Source organism: Sphingomonas sp. OV641, assembly GCF_900109205.1.
GTDB lineage: Bacteria > Pseudomonadota > Alphaproteobacteria > Sphingomonadales > Sphingomonadaceae > Sphingomonas.
The window spans coordinates 119478-133376 of record NZ_FNZB01000002.1 but is presented as its reverse complement, the minus strand read 5'-3'; the positions used below and the strand labels follow the sequence as shown (position 1 = coordinate 133376).

The window sequence follows — 13899 nt, the reverse complement described above, 5'->3', positions numbered from 1 at the left end:
TGAACTGCTATGCTGCACTGCAAAATAATACAGAAAAACTGTTGTTCAAGCTCATTGTGCAGTGCAGCATGACAGCTTAGCGGGCCCGCACATAGCTGCCTGGTGCGTCCTCCAACGCCGGGAGGGTGCCGCCGCCGGGCAGACGCGCGCCCTGCGCGGCAACTTTGTCGTCTCCCTGACCATGTAGCCAGCCGAGCCAGTGCGGCCACCAGCTTCCCTTGGTCTCGGTGGCGCCGGCGACGAACTCATCGAGCGATTCCACCGGGGCCTCGTTGGTCCAATATTGATATTTGCCGGCGGTTGGCGGGTTCACCACCCCGGCGATATGGCCCGATCCCGCCAGCACGAATTCGACGGGCCCGCGAAAGTGGCGGGTTATCTCCCACACGCTTTCGGCCGGCGCGATATGATCCTCGCGCCCCGCCTGAACGAAGGAGGGCGTGGTCACCGTGCCGAGATCCAGCGGAGTGTCGTCGACGCAAAGCGCGCCGGGCGAGACGAGCAGATTGTCGCGGTACAGGTCGCACAGATAGTCCTGGTGCCATCGCACCGGCAGGTTGGTGGTGTCCCCGTTCCAGTAGAGAAGGTCGAACGGCACATAGTCATTGCCGAGCAGGTAATTGTTGGTGACGTAATTCCAGATCAGGTCGCGCCCGCGCAGCAGATTGAACGTCGCGGCCATGAATCGGCCGTCGAGATACCCCTCTGGCGACAATGCGGCGAGCATCTGCAATTGTTCGTCGCTGACGAAGCTCTTGAGGTCGCCGGCGCGGCCGAAATCCACCTGAGCGGTGAAGAAGGTGGCGCTCGCCACCTTGTCGGACTGCCCGCGCGCGGCCAGCAGCGCCAGCGTCGCGGCCAACGTCGTGCCGGCAACGCAATAGCCGATCGTATGGACCGACGGGACGTCCAGCAGACCGCGGATCACGTCCACCGCCTCGATCTGCGCCGCGATATAATCGGCCCAGACAACGTCCTTCATGCTGGCGTCAGCCGACTTCCAGGAGACCATGAAGACGCTGATCCCCTGGTCCAGGCACCAGCGGATGAAGCTTTTCTCAGGCGTGAGATCCAGGATGTAGAAACGGTTGATCCAGGGCGGGAAGATGACGACCGGCGTGGCCAGCACCTCTGGCGTGGTGGGCGCGTAATGGATCAGCTCGAACAAGGGCGTGCGATGGATCACCTTGCCCGGCGTGGTGGCAAGGTTGCGGCCGAGCTCGAATGCGTCTGCCGGCGTGTGCGTCATCTGCCCGCGGCTGATGTCCGCCAGCATATGCTGCAGCCCCTTCAGCAGATTTTCGCCGCGCATTGCCAACGTGCGCTCGATCACTTCGGGGTTGGTGAGCGGAAAGTTCGTCGGGCTGAGCGCATCGACGAACCCGCGCATGACGAACCGAAGCTGCGCCCGCTGCTTGTCGTCCACGCCCGCCAGCGTATCGACGCTGCGCAGCAGGTGATCGGCAAGCAGTTCGTAGGATTGACGGATCCAGGCGAACAGCGGGTTCTGATGCCAGGCGGCCGCGGCGAAGCGCTTGTCCACGCGTCCGCCGGGCGCCGGCGCGGGCTGGGGAGCGATGCTGGTGGCCAGGAACTGCTGCCACAGCGACAGGCTCTCCGACCAGAAATCGCCTGCTTTGCCCCCTGGGCCATCCGGGGGCGCCGAGCCCTGGGCGGCGCGGGCGTCGGTCATGGCGAGCCCCTGTTCCAGCATCATCTGCTGCGCGCGGCCGATCACCCAGGTCCAATGCTGAAGGTCGGCAAGGTTCGGCGGCGCGGGCTGGTCGGTCATTTCTACTCTCCGCCGAGGAGCATAGCGGCCTCGGGGCGAAACCACCAACCGCCATCCCGACGCCCGGCCGGGATGGGCGCTGGGCGAAGGACAGCTATCCGCCGGCGATGGTGGTGCCGCTTCCGCTGGCCCCGCGCAGCGTCTATGCCATGCGCTCCTGTTCCCCAGAGGATGCCATGTCCGACGAATTCTACCGCATCAAGCGCCTGCCGCCCTATGTGATCGCTGAAGTCAATGCGATGCGGGCCCAGGCGCGCGCGGCGGGTGAGGACATCATTGATCTTGGCATGGGCAATCCGGATCTGCCCCCGCCGCCGCATGTGATCGCGAAGCTGGTCGAGGTGGCGCAGAAGCCGGATGCGCACGGCTATTCGGCGTCCAAGGGCATTCCGGGTCTCCGCCGTGCCCAGGCGAATTATTATGGCCGCCGCTTCGGCGTGGACATCGACCCCGAGACGGAAGTCGTGGTGACGATGGGCTCGAAGGAGGGCCTTGCCAGCCTCGCCACCGCGATCACCGCGCCGGGCGATGTGATCCTTGCGCCCAATCCGAGCTACCCGATCCACACCTTCGGCTTCATCATCGCGGGCGCGACGATCCGCGCCGTGCCGACGACGCCCGACGAGCATTATTTCGAAAGCCTCGAGCGCGCGATGGCCTTTACCGTGCCGCGCCCGAGCATCCTGGTCGTCAACTATCCGTCGAACCCGACCGCGGAGGCGGTGGACCTTGCCTTCTACGAGCGGCTGGTCGCCTGGGCGCGCGACAATCAGGTCTGGATCATTTCCGACCTCGCTTATTCGGAGCTGTATTACGACGGCAATCCGACGCCCTCGATCATGCAGGTAAAGGGCGCCAAGGACGTGGCGATCGAATTCACCTCGCTCAGCAAAACCTATTCCATGGCCGGCTGGCGGATCGGCTTCGCGGTGGGCAACAAGACGCTGATCGCGGCCATGACGCGGGTGAAGTCGTATCTCGATTACGGCGCCTTTACCCCGATCCAGGCGGCCGCCTGTGCCGCGCTGAACGGGCCGCAGGACATCGTGGAGCAGAACCGTCGCCTCTACCACAAGCGCCGCGACGTGATGGTGGAGAGCTTCGCGCGTGCCGGATGGGAGATTCCAAGCCCGCGCGCGTCCATGTTCGCCTGGGCGCCCTTGCCCCCGGCGCTGGCGCATATGGGCAGCCTGGAGTTCTCCAAGCAGCTACTCACCCATGCCAAGGTCGCGGTGGCGCCGGGGGTCGGCTATGGTGAGAACGGGGAGGGCTTCGTTCGCATCGCCATGGTCGAGAATGAACAGCGGCTGCGCCAGGCGGCGCGCAACGTGAAGAAGTATCTCGCCAGCATGGGCGTGAACGTACCGGCGCGGAACGCCGGTTGATCACGCACCCGTCGCCCGCCGCGGGTAACGCATGATCGGCTATGATCCGCTATATTCCCTCGCCGGAATCCTGGTGGGGATGCTCGTCGGACTGACCGGCGTGGGAGGCGGATCGCTGATGACGCCGCTGCTCGTGCTGGCCTTCGGCTTTCACCCGGCAACGGCGGTCGGCACCGACCTGATCTACGCCTCCGCCACCAAGACGGTCGGCGGCGCGGTGCATGGCCTGCGCGGCACGGTGGACTGGAAGATCGTTCGCCGCCTCGCCGCCGGCAGCCTGCCGGCCGCCACGGTGACGTTGCTGCTGCTCAGCCGAAGCACGGAGCGCGGCGCGGACAGCGGCGCCACGATCGCGTTCGTGCTCGGGCTGGCGCTGGTCTGTACCGCCGCGGCGACTTTCTTCCGGGCCCGCATCGTGGCCGCGATCGGCCCCAGCTTCCGCGGCATGGCGCCGCGCACGCTTGCCCTCTGGACGGTGGTGCTCGGCGTCGTGCTGGGCGTGCTCGTCTCGCTCACCTCGGTCGGCGCCGGGGCGCTCGGCATGACGGCGCTCCTGCTGCTGTACCCGGCCGCGCCGGTCAGCCGGCTGGTCGGATCGGATATCGCCCATGCCGTGCCGCTGACGCTGATCGCCGGGGTCGGCCATTGGTGGCTCGGCTCGGTCGACGTCATGCTGCTCCTGTCGCTGCTGGCAGGATCGATCCCCGGCATCGTGATCGGCAGCTTGATCGCATCACGCGTGACGGACCGGGTGCTGACGCCGATCCTCGCCGCCACGCTGGCGGTGGTCGGCTTCAAGCTGATCCTCTAGAAGCGCCGCGCCGTTTCAACCCCAGCCGCGACGGTTCAAGGGCGCCGGCCGCGCGCCTGAAGCCCCGTTTCGGTTGCCATTCCAACGCAGGACTGAACCCATGCCCCGCCCCGGCTTCGCTTTCTCCAGCGCCTTCAAGGTCCGTTATGCGGAGATCGACGGGCAGCGAGTCGTCTTCAACTCGCGTTACCTGGAATATGCCGATGTCGCGGTCACCGAATTCTGGGACTGGACAGGGATCGCAAAGGCGCTGGGCGATACATGGCGCGACATGGAATTTCATGTCCGCCGCGCCAACGTCGATTACCTGAAGCCGCTGATGCTCGGCGATACGGTGGACACGTCCGTTCGGATCGAGCGGATCGGCTCCTCCAGCGTGACCAAAAGGTTCGAGATCGCCAACCAGCATGGGAAGCTGTGCAACGTCATCGAACTGGTGAGCGTCAACGTTCACTTGCCGACCGGCCGCCCGGTGCCGATCGAGGGCGAGGTGCGTAGCTTTCTCGAAGCGCTGGTGGTGGCACAGCCTGATCGAGTGGCCTAAGGATCGCGGCCATGCTGGAAATGCGCCCTGATTGCGAACGCTGTGGCACCGATCTGCCCGCCGATGAGGGCGGTGCCTTCATCTGTTCGTTCGAATGCACCTTCTGCGCGGACTGCGCCGATGCGCTGGACGAGCGCTGTCCCAATTGCGGCGGCGAGCTGCTCGATCGGCCGGCGCGGGTCGGCGCAGCGCTGAAGAAGCACCCGGCCTCCACCAAGCGCCACTTCGCCGGTTGAGGGAAGGGGCGGGGCGGCCTGCTTGCGGGCGGCCGCGCCGGCGGGCAATGCCGATGGCGTGACCTCTGACGCAACCGCCTCCACGCCCTCGTCCCCGGCAGTGCCCGTCTCACGGCCGGGCACCAGCCGCATCCTGATCGTCGCCGGTTCCGATTCGGGCGGCGGCGCCGGCATCCAGGCGGATATCCGCACCGTCACGATGCTGGGCGGCCATCCGATGACCGCGATCACCGCGATCACCGCGCAGAATACCCTGGGAGTGCAGGCGGTGCATCCCGTGCCCGCCGCGATGGTGGTGGAGCAGATGCGCTCCTGTCTCGACGATATCGGCGCCGATGCGGTGAAGATCGGCATGATCGGATCGGCAGACACCGCCCAACGGGTCGCCGACGTGCTGGAGCCGCTGGCATCCACCGGCCTGCCAATCGTGTTCGATCCGGTGATGATCGCGACCTCAGGCTCGGTGCTGGCCGATCCGGCGACGATCGCGGCCTTCGCCCGGCTGATGCGGGCGGCAACGCTCATCACGCCCAATGCACCGGAACTGGCAGCGCTGACCGGCAGACACGTCGAGACTGAAAGCGACGCCTTGATCGCCGGCCGCGATCTTGCCCGGTCCACCGGCGCGGCGGTGCTGGCGAAGGGCGGGCATTTGTCGCCGGCGTCGGCCGGACAGGTCGGAGCAGCCACAGGCGAGCCTGGCGACCTTGTGGCAGACCATCTCATCCTGCCCGACGGCACCGATCTGGCCTGGACCGACCCGCGGATCGAATCGCAGCATACGCACGGCACCGGCTGCACGCTGGCGAGCGCGGTGGCGGAGGGGCTGGGGCGCGGCCATCCCCTGCCGGACGCCATTGCGCGCGCACGCCGCTTCGTGCGGATCGCGCTTCGAGAGGCGCCGGGTCTTGGCGCTGGTCACGGCCCGATGGGGCATCACAGGGTGCGGCTCGATTGCGACCTCGGCGGCGCGACCCCCAACCAGGTGACCCTGCCGGCCAGCGACCATGCGGCGAGTGTCGCCTTCTACCAGGCGCTCGGGCTCCACATGATCGTGGAGAGTGACGGCCGTTATGCCCGGTTCGAGAGTGCCGGGGGCACCACCCTGTCGATTGAGGCGGCCGATGAGGTGGAGGGCTGGCCGATCATCTTCCTTGAGGTTGCGGATCTTGACGCCGCGATCGCATCGGCGCGCGCGCACGGGATCGCGGTGTCCGATACCAGAGCGGAGTCCTGGGGGTGGCGCGAGGCGCGGCTGAACGATCCGGCGGGGAACCGCCTGTGCCTGTATGTCGCGGGAGAGAACCGGCGCTTTCCGCCGTGGCGCATCGGCTGACCGTCAGGCGGCGCGTACCCATGATAATCGCGCTGTCCGGGTCTGATCAGCTTAGGTAGTCTGACAGAGGTGGGCGCCACCAGCCTGCCCGTTCGTTCCTCGTCTTAACGCGGGGCACTCGCCAGGGCGCGGATCACGCTGGCGAGTCGAAGCCTAAAACGCTCAGGCGGCGTCCAGCGCGCGTTGCAGGCGATCGCGAATGGAGCGGATCACCTCGATCGTCTCTGGGGCCACCACGGAATTCATCGGAGAAGACTCGCCGTCGATCGACTGCTCCGACGCCGCAGACGGGGGCACGATCTTGCCGCCACGGCCTTCCGCCGCCAGCAGCTTCTGCACGCCCTTCACCGTATAGCCCTCGGTTCCCAGCAGGCGCTGGATACGCTCGATCAGCGCGACATCGGCAGGGCGATAATAACGCCGGTTGCCCGCGCGCGTGACCGGGCGCAGTTCGGGAAAGCGCGTTTCCCAGTAACGCAGCACATGGGGAGCGACGCCGGTCGCCGTGGCTACCTCCCCAATGGTGCGAAAGGCACCGTCGGACTTTTCGTTTCCGCTCACGCGCCTGCGTTGACGATGCGGTCGCGCATCATCTGGCTGGCCCGGAAGGTAAGCACCCGGCGCGGCGCGATCGGCACTTCGACGCCGGTCTTGGGATTGCGGCCGACCCGCTCGCCCTTGTCGCGCAGGACAAAGGTGCCAAAGCCGGAGATCTTCACATTCTCGCCGCGCGACAATGCGCCGCAGAGCGACTCCAGAATCTGCTCGACCAGGCGAGCGGAATCAGCGCGTGACAGCCCCACCTGGCGATGCAGCGATTCCGCCAGATCGGCCCTGGTCAACGTGCCCGCATCACTCATCTGTCGAAAACCTCCGCCCCTTATTGCGTCAAGTTATCATCAATGATCGAAATTCAAAAGCCAGATGTCGCGGTTCACCGCGCGCTAGAAACGGACGACAGCGGCGCCCCAGGTGAAGCCGCCGCCCATCGCCTCCAGAACCACGATCTGACCGGTGCGTATCCGGCCATCGCGCACCGCCGTATCAAGCGCGAGCGGCACCGATGCGGCGGATGTGTTGGCGTGCTGGTCCACCGTCATCACCACCTTTTCGGCCGGAAGCCCCAGCTTGCGTGCGGTGGCATCAAGGATGCGGGCATTGGCCTGATGCGGCACGACCCAGTCGACCTGTTCGGACGTGAGGCCGGCCACCACCAAGGACTCCTCCATCACCGCGGCCAGATTGACCACGGCATGGCGGAACACCTCGCGGCCCTTCATGCGCAGCTTTCCGACCGTGCCCGTCGTGGAGGGGCCGCCATCGACGTACAGCAGTTCGTTGTGCCGGCCATCGGCGTGCAGCCGGCTGGCGAGGATGCCGCGGCCCTCGGCCTCGTCGCTGTCCTGCGCCTCCAGCACGATCGCACCCGCGCCGTCGCCGAACAGGACGCAGGTGGTGCGATCCTCCCAATCAAGGATGCGGCTGAAGGTTTCCGCGCCGATCACCAGCGCGCGGCGGTGCGCGCCGGCGCGGAGCATGCTGTCCGCCACCTGCACGGCATAGAGAAAGCCGGAGCAGACGGCGGCGACGTCAAAGGCGACACAATCGTCGATGCCCAGCATCGCCTGCACCTTGGTGGCGCTCGACGGAAAGGTCTGGTCGGGAGTGGCAGTGGCAAGGACGATGAGGTCGATGTCCTGCGCCAGCACGCCTGCCGCTGCCAGAGCGGCGCTTGCCGCATCGCGGGCGAGGGTGGCGGTGGTTTCCTCCGGCCCGGCAATATGGCGAAAACGGATGCCGGTCCGCTCGACGATCCATTCGTCGGTGGTGTCCACCATCTCCGCCATGTCCGCATTCGAGACGCGCCGCGCCGGCAGCGCCGATCCGGTGCCGGTGATGACGCTGCGAATCATGCCGCCTGCCTCTCGAATTTCCGCAAGTCCTCGGCGATTCGCCGGGTCAGATCGGCGCGTACCATCTTGGCCGCGACGCCAATCGCATTCGCCACGCCGATCTCGTTCGCGCCGCCATGGCTTTTCAGGACCAGGCCGTTCAGCCCCAGGAAGACGGCACCATTGTGATTGTTCGGGTCCAGCCGATCGCGCAGCAACTGCGTCGCCGGACGGGAAATCAGGAAACCGATCTTGGACCGGACGGAGCTGGTGAAGGCGCGCTTGAGCAGATCGGCGACGAAGCGCGCGGTGCCCTCAGCGGTTTTCAGCGCGATGTTGCCGGAAAAGCCATCGCACACGATCACGTCATGCTCGCCGCGCGACAGCCGGTCACCTTCGACGAAACCGGTGAAGGTCATCGGCAGGTGCGGCGCGCTGCGCAGCGCGGCAGCGGCGTCGCGGATTTCCTCCGTGCCCTTCTGATCCTCGCTGCCGATATTCAGCAGCGCCACACGCGGACTGTCGAGATCCATGGTCACCCGGGCATAAGCCGCGCCCATGACCGCAAACTGAACGAGGTTCTTGGTCTCGACCTCGGTATTGGCACCAAGGTCGAGCATGACGAGATCATTCTCGCCCAGCGTGGGAAGCAGCGCGGCCAGGGCGGGGCGGTCGATGCCGGGCATGGTGCGCAGCGCCAGCTTCGCCATCGCCATCAGCGCGCCGGTGTTTCCCGCGGACACGGCCGCGGCGGCGCGACCCTGCTTCACGCAATCGATCGCGACGCCCATCGACGTTGTCTTGGCACGGCGCAGTGCCTGGCCGGCCTTCTCATCGCCCGCGATGACATCGGGAGCGTGAACGATCTCGGCATTCTGGCTGAGATTCGGATGGCGTTTCAGCCCCTCGCGAATCGCTGCCTCGTCACCCACGAGAAGGAACTTCATCCCCTCGAACTGGTGGCGCGCACGCGCGACGCCCGCCAGCATGACCGCCACCCCCTCGTCGCCGCCCATCGCATCGACGGCGATCCAGGAACTGTCGGCCATGGCGGGACGATCTCCGTACTCTTGTCAGCGCAACTGGATCAGCAGCGGATGCGCCGGTGCGCCCCGCCGCCGACGGCGTCAGCCCTCGACCGAGATGACCTCACGGCCATTATAGTGGCCGCAGGCGGTGCACAGGTTGTGCGGACGGCGCAGCTCACCGCAGTTCGGGCACTCCTGGAACGCCTCCACCGACAGTGCGTCATGAGCGCGGCGCATGCCACGGCGGGAGGGGGAAGTCTTTCGCTTGGGGACGGCCATCGCGGCACCTTGATCAATATTGTTCTAAACAAATACGATTAGCCCGACGACGATCAGCGCAGGCCGGTACATCACCGGCCGCGCCGAGCAGCCGGGCGCATCGCGAAGGCTCGGCCCTATAGCGGATCGTGCGGCCGTTGCAAGCGGTGCGGTGGGCTGGCAGGCTTTGTTCCGACAAAAAGGGGAGAGGATATGGTGCTGCTGCCGGTCACGCTCGTCATCGCTGCGGCCTGCGCGGTGATCAACATCTGGCTTGCCGTGCGACTCGTGCGCGGTCGGATGAGCGGCAAGGTGATGGTGGGCGATGGCGGCGATCCTGCCCTGCTCGCGGGCATGCGCGCCCATGCCAATTTCGTCGAATATGCCCCCATCGTCTTGATCCTGATGGCGCTGGTCGAGCTGGCGCGTGGGTCACAGGGGATGTTGTGGATCATCGGCGCGGTATTCGTGCTGGCGCGAATCGCCCATCCGCTCGGCATGGGCCGCTCGGCACCCAATGCGCTGCGCGCCGGCGGCGCCATGGCGACATGGGTCGTAACGCTCGTCCTTGCTGGCTGGGCGCTGGCGATCGCGGTGGATGCGGGTGACACGGACGCGATGACGATCGTGCCGGTGGAGACGGCACCCAGGGGATGAGGCAAGGCCGCTCGTTCTCTCACGGAACAGGCGATCTCACTCCTCGCGCTTGGCACCGTCCAGCGCGCGCTCGCGCTTGTCGACCTCCGCCGCGTCGGCCGCGCGCTCCGCCTTGGTCCGGCCGAACGCCAGGCGATTCGCGGCGGCCCGGCCTTGGGCATCAACCCGCGCCTTGGCCTTGCGCGCCCGGCGGAGGTTGATCACTTCCCCCATGTCAGGGGCGCACCTCGCGCGCGATCCCGTCGAGCAGGCCATTCACGAAACCGGCCTCGCGCCGCTCGTAAAAGGCATGGGCGACATCGACATATTCGCTGATCACCGCGCCCTTGGGCACGTCCACGCGCGACAGCAGTTCATAGGTGCCGGCACGCAGGATCGCCTTCATCGGCTTGTCGAGTCGCTCCAGCGTCCAGCCGCTGGCCAGCTTGCGCTCGATCAGCGCATCGATCTCGCCCATGCGGGCATGCGCGCCGGTCACGATATCGTCGAAGAAGGCCACATCCGCCTCGGCATATTCCGCGCCCTCGATGGTCGCGCCGATGCGGTGGTGGTGGAATTCGTGGAGGAGCGCGGGCATGGCGGTGCCCTCCATCTCATGCTGATAAAGCGCCTGGGTGGCGGCGAGGCGCGCGGCGGCGCGGGCCTTGGTACGGGCAGCGGTACGGGACATGGCGGCCGCCCTTACGCGCGTGCGACCGGATCGGCCAGTCCCCCGCGTTTACCCCAAGCGGCTTCCTCCGCCTCACCGTTCGCCTTGTGCTGGCCGAAGGGCGTGCCGCACAGGACATCGCCCGTGGCACGTGCTTCGACAAGCTCAGCACGAACGAGAATTCCCTGGAGGGCTTTACCGCCGCAGCCGCAACGCCACCGATTGCGCATGGGCGGGCAGGCCCTCCGCCTCGGCCAGCGCCACCGTTGCCGGCCCGAGCTTCGCCAGCGAATCGGCGTCCAGCTGAAGAAAGCTGGTGCGCTTCATGAAATCCGTCACGCCGAGCCCGCTGGCGAATCGCGCCCGCCGCCCGGTGGGCAGCACGTGATTCGGGCCGGCGACGTAATCTCCGATCGCTTCGGGCGTATGCCGGCCAAGGAAGGCCGATCCGGCATGGCGAAGCATGTCGAACAACGGCTGCGGATCGTCGACGGCGATCTCGACATGCTCGGGCGCCAGCGCATCGACCAGCGGCATGGCCTCCGCCAGGTCGCGCACGATCACGATCGCGCCGCTCCGCTCCCAGGCGATCCGCGCGGTTTCGCCCGTGGGCAGATCAAGGAGCTGCCGCTCCACCGCCTCCGCCACGGCATCGGCGAAGTCGGGCGAATCGGTGAACAGGATCGACTGGGTGGTCACGTCATGCTCGGCCTGGCTCAGCAGGTCGGCGGCAATCCAGTCCGCATCATTGGCGCCATCGGCAACCACCACGATCTCGCTCGGGCCGGCCACCATGTCGATGCCGACCACGCCATAAACCTGCCGCTTCGCCTCCGCGACCCAGGCATTGCCCGGCCCGGTGATCACATCGACCCGCGCGATCCGCTCGGTGCCCCAGGCGAGCGCGCCGATCGCCTGCGCCCCGCCGACCCGCCACACTTCATCAGCCCCCGCCAGATGCGCGGCGGCAAGGACGAGCGGGTTGATGTCCCCCTTGGGCGTCGGCGTCACTACCACCAGCCGCTCCACGCCCGCCACCTTGGCCGGGATGGCGTTCATCAGCAGCGTGGACGGATAAGCCGCGCGCCCGCCGGGCACATAGATGCCGGCTGCATCAACCGCCCGCCACCGCGCGCCGAGCCGAACGCCGGCGTCATCGGTGAACGCCGTGTCCGCCGGGCGCTGCTTTTCATGATAGGCACGGATGCGCGACGCGGCGAGTTCAAGCGCCTCGCGCAAGCCGGGATCGAGCGTCTCGAACGCCGCCGCGCAATCCGCCAGCGGGATCGCCCAGCCGCTCTCGTCCAGGTCATGGCCGTCGAGCTTCAGGGTAAAGGCCTTTAGCGCTGCATCACCCTCGTCACGCACGCTGCGCAGGATGTTGGACACGTCGCGCGTCACGTCCGCATCCGATTCGCGGCGCGCATCGACCAGCGCGGCGAAGTCTTGCGTGAAGGACGCGTCGGCGGTGGAAAGGCGGATCATGCCGCCTTTGCCTCGTTCACGGCGCGGCGGAATGCCTCCACCAGTGGCACCACCAGCCCGGCGCGCATCTTCATCGCGGCGCGGTTCACGATCAGGCGGGACGACACTTCGACAATCGTCTCCACCTCGACCAGGCCGTTTTCCTTCAGCGTGCGGCCGGAGGACACCAGATCCACGATGCGCGGCGCCAGCCCCAGCATCGGCGCCAGCTCCATCGCGCCATTCAGCTTGATGCACTCCGCCTGCACGCCGCGGCTGGCGAAATGCTGCGCGGTGAGATGCGGATATTTGGTCGCGACGCGCACATGGCTCCAGCCGCGCGGATCGTCCGTCTCGGCCAATTCCTTGGGCTCGGCGACGGACAGGCGGCAATAGCCGATGTTGAGATCCACCGGCGCGTACAGCTCCGGATAGGCGAACTCGCCGAGCACGTCCGAACCGACGATGCCAAGCTGCGCCGCGCCATGCGCCACGAAGGTCGCGACGTCGAATGCCCGCACGCGGATCAGCGCGATCGCGGGATCCTGGGTGGCGAAACGAAGGGCGCGGCTGTCCTCATCGAAGAATGCCGCTTCGGGCACGACGCCGGCGGCGGCGAGCAGCGGCTGCACCTCGGCGAGGATCCGCCCCTTGGGAACGGCGATAACGAGCGGTTCGGCCATGGCGGCGGGCTTTACGCACCGGCCGGAACGGGCGCAACACATGGCCATGGGCAGCGAAGCAGAGAACCGCGAATCATTTCACGTCCAGGCGGCCTATTGCGAGGCGATGGCCGCGCCGATCACCGCGCGGGTCAGCGCTGCGCTGGCCGATGCGCTGGATCGGGGGAGCGAAACGGGGCGGCGGGTGCTTGACTGGGCCGGGGAGCCGGTAGCCGACGCGCTGGTGCTTCGGCTGATCGGCGGGCTGCACGCGCTGCATCGGCGCGGAGGCGACGCAGCGCTGGATCGGATATTCACCGGCGCAGTGATCGACCGGAGCGAAACGGTTGCGATCTTGCGCGACGTGGTGCGGACCCATGACGCGGCGCTGCTGCCATGGCTCAATGGCCCGCCGCAGACGAACGAGGCGGGGCGATCGGCCGGGTTGATGACGGGGCTGCTCCATGTCGCTTCGCGGTTCGGCCCCGATCTGGATTTGCTGGAGATCGGGTCGAGCGCCGGGCTTAACCTGCTGATCGACCGCTACGCCTTCGACCTTGGCGGGGTGAGGCGCGGGCCGGCCGATTCGCCCGTGCTCATCGCGCCGGAATGGCGCGGCCCACCGCCACCCGACGCACCCATCGCCATCCGCTCCGTCCGGGGCGTCGACATCGCGCCTGTCGATGTGGCCGATCCCGCTCAGGCGGCGCGGCTGGCCGCTTATGTGTGGGTGGATGCGACCGAACGGCTCGACCGGATCGAGCGCGGCATCGCCATGATCCGCGAGCATGGCGTGTCACTGGCGAAAGGCGACGCCGCCGAATGGGTCGAGGCACGGCTGGCCGAGCCGCAGGACGCCGGCACCACCCGCGTGCTGATGCATTCCGTGGTCTGGCAGTATCTCCCGCCCGCGTCGCAGGCCCGTATACGCGAGGCGATGGACGCGGCCGGCGCGCGCGCCACGCCGGAACACCGGCTCGCCTGGGTGATGATGGAGCCCAACCGCGATCTCCACCGCCATGAGGTGCGCGTACAGACATGGCCCGGCGATCGGCCAATGGAGCTGGTGGCGCTCACTCATGCGCACGGCGCCTGGGTGGAGGCGCTGTCGCCGCCTTACGAAACCCGCGATTATGTGATGCGACGCGGCCCCTATGAGCGGGATTGAGGTGGGATCAGGGGGCG

Annotated in this window: 17 protein-coding genes; 7 read left to right on the top strand and 10 right to left on the bottom strand. The window is 67.3% G+C overall.

The features are described 5' to 3' along the window. Window positions 1-76 precede the first annotated feature (76 nt). Window positions 77-1792: a PHA/PHB synthase family protein gene (locus BMX36_RS11550; RefSeq protein WP_093065701.1), complete on the bottom strand. Its 1716-nt coding sequence runs from the start codon at window positions 1790-1792 to the stop codon at window positions 77-79. Window positions 1793-1968: 176 nt separating this feature from the next. Between BMX36_RS11550 and BMX36_RS11545 the strand changes: the two genes are divergently transcribed. From BMX36_RS11545 to thiD, 5 genes are all read left to right on the top strand, one after another. Next, complete coding sequence (locus tag BMX36_RS11545; protein WP_066778687.1) at window positions 1969-3177, top strand: LL-diaminopimelate aminotransferase; 1209 nt, start codon at window positions 1969-1971, stop codon at window positions 3175-3177. A 31-nt stretch (window positions 3178-3208) separates the two neighbouring features. After that, window positions 3209-3988, top strand: a complete 780-nt coding sequence (locus tag BMX36_RS11540; protein ID WP_093065699.1) for a sulfite exporter TauE/SafE family protein — start codon at window positions 3209-3211, stop codon at window positions 3986-3988. A gap of 100 nt (window positions 3989-4088) precedes the next feature. Next, a complete protein-coding gene (locus tag BMX36_RS11535) occupies window positions 4089-4532 on the top strand; it encodes an acyl-CoA thioesterase (protein WP_093065697.1) in 444 nt (147 codons plus the stop codon). 11 nt (window positions 4533-4543) lie between these two features. Next, window positions 4544-4768: a DUF1272 domain-containing protein gene (locus BMX36_RS11530; RefSeq protein ID WP_093065695.1), complete on the top strand. Its 225-nt coding sequence runs from the start codon at window positions 4544-4546 to the stop codon at window positions 4766-4768. 100 nt (window positions 4769-4868) lie between these two features. After that, window positions 4869-6104, top strand: coding sequence for a bifunctional hydroxymethylpyrimidine kinase/phosphomethylpyrimidine kinase (gene thiD, locus BMX36_RS11525; protein ID WP_093066341.1), 1236 nt, complete (start codon window positions 4869-4871; stop codon window positions 6102-6104). 162 nt (window positions 6105-6266) lie between these two features. Here the strand turns inward: thiD and BMX36_RS11520 are convergent, their stop codons facing one another. The 5 genes from BMX36_RS11520 to rpmF all read right to left on the bottom strand — a co-directional run bounded on the left by BMX36_RS11520 (window position 6267) and on the right by rpmF (window position 9303). Beyond that, the gene (locus tag BMX36_RS11520; protein ID WP_093065693.1) at window positions 6267-6665 is read right to left on the bottom strand and encodes a MerR family transcriptional regulator; all 399 of its coding nucleotides are present in this window, start codon (window positions 6663-6665) and stop codon (window positions 6267-6269) included. Continuing rightward, window positions 6662-6964 (bottom strand): integration host factor subunit alpha, encoded by a 303-nt coding sequence (locus tag BMX36_RS11515; protein ID WP_066781737.1) that lies wholly within the window; start codon window positions 6962-6964, stop codon window positions 6662-6664. Before BMX36_RS11515 ends, BMX36_RS11520 begins: the two co-directional genes overlap by 4 nt. An 84-nt stretch (window positions 6965-7048) precedes the next feature. After that, window positions 7049-8017, bottom strand: coding sequence for a beta-ketoacyl-ACP synthase III (locus BMX36_RS11510; protein ID WP_066781736.1), 969 nt, complete (start codon window positions 8015-8017; stop codon window positions 7049-7051). Further along, window positions 8014-9045: a phosphate acyltransferase PlsX gene (plsX, locus tag BMX36_RS11505; protein WP_066781734.1), complete on the bottom strand. Its 1032-nt coding sequence runs from the start codon at window positions 9043-9045 to the stop codon at window positions 8014-8016. Before plsX ends, BMX36_RS11510 begins: the two co-directional genes overlap by 4 nt. A gap of 78 nt (window positions 9046-9123) precedes the next feature. Beyond that, window positions 9124-9303 (bottom strand): 50S ribosomal protein L32, encoded by a 180-nt coding sequence (rpmF, locus tag BMX36_RS11500; protein ID WP_066781730.1) that lies wholly within the window; start codon window positions 9301-9303, stop codon window positions 9124-9126. Window positions 9304-9498: 195 nt separating this feature from the next. On the opposite strand from rpmF, the gene BMX36_RS11495 reads away from it, so the two are divergent. Beyond that, on the top strand, window positions 9499-9939 hold the full coding sequence (locus tag BMX36_RS11495) for an MAPEG family protein (RefSeq protein ID WP_093066339.1): 441 nt from the start codon (window positions 9499-9501) through the stop codon (window positions 9937-9939). A gap of 36 nt (window positions 9940-9975) precedes the next feature. On the opposite strand, the gene BMX36_RS11490 is transcribed toward BMX36_RS11495, so the two are convergent. From BMX36_RS11490 to hisG, 4 genes are all read right to left on the bottom strand, one after another. Next, the gene (locus tag BMX36_RS11490) at window positions 9976-10152 is read right to left on the bottom strand and encodes a DUF4169 family protein (RefSeq protein WP_093065691.1); all 177 of its coding nucleotides are present in this window, start codon (window positions 10150-10152) and stop codon (window positions 9976-9978) included. A 1-nt stretch (window position 10153) separates the two neighbouring features. After that, on the bottom strand, window positions 10154-10609 hold the full coding sequence (gene nusB / locus BMX36_RS11485; protein ID WP_066781728.1) for a transcription antitermination factor NusB: 456 nt from the start codon (window positions 10607-10609) through the stop codon (window positions 10154-10156). A gap of 174 nt (window positions 10610-10783) precedes the next feature. After that, window positions 10784-12073: a histidinol dehydrogenase gene (gene hisD / locus BMX36_RS11480; RefSeq protein ID WP_093065689.1), complete on the bottom strand. Its 1290-nt coding sequence runs from the start codon at window positions 12071-12073 to the stop codon at window positions 10784-10786. Next, a complete protein-coding gene (hisG, locus tag BMX36_RS11475) occupies window positions 12070-12735 on the bottom strand; it encodes an ATP phosphoribosyltransferase (protein ID WP_066781724.1) in 666 nt (221 codons plus the stop codon). Before hisG ends, hisD begins: the two co-directional genes overlap by 4 nt. Window positions 12736-12775: 40 nt before the next feature. Here hisG and BMX36_RS11470 point away from each other — a divergent pair, with 40 nt between their 5' ends. Continuing rightward, window positions 12776-13882, top strand: a complete 1107-nt coding sequence (locus tag BMX36_RS11470; protein WP_371262874.1) for a DUF2332 domain-containing protein — start codon at window positions 12776-12778, stop codon at window positions 13880-13882. The last annotated feature ends 17 nt before the right edge of the window (window positions 13883-13899 follow it).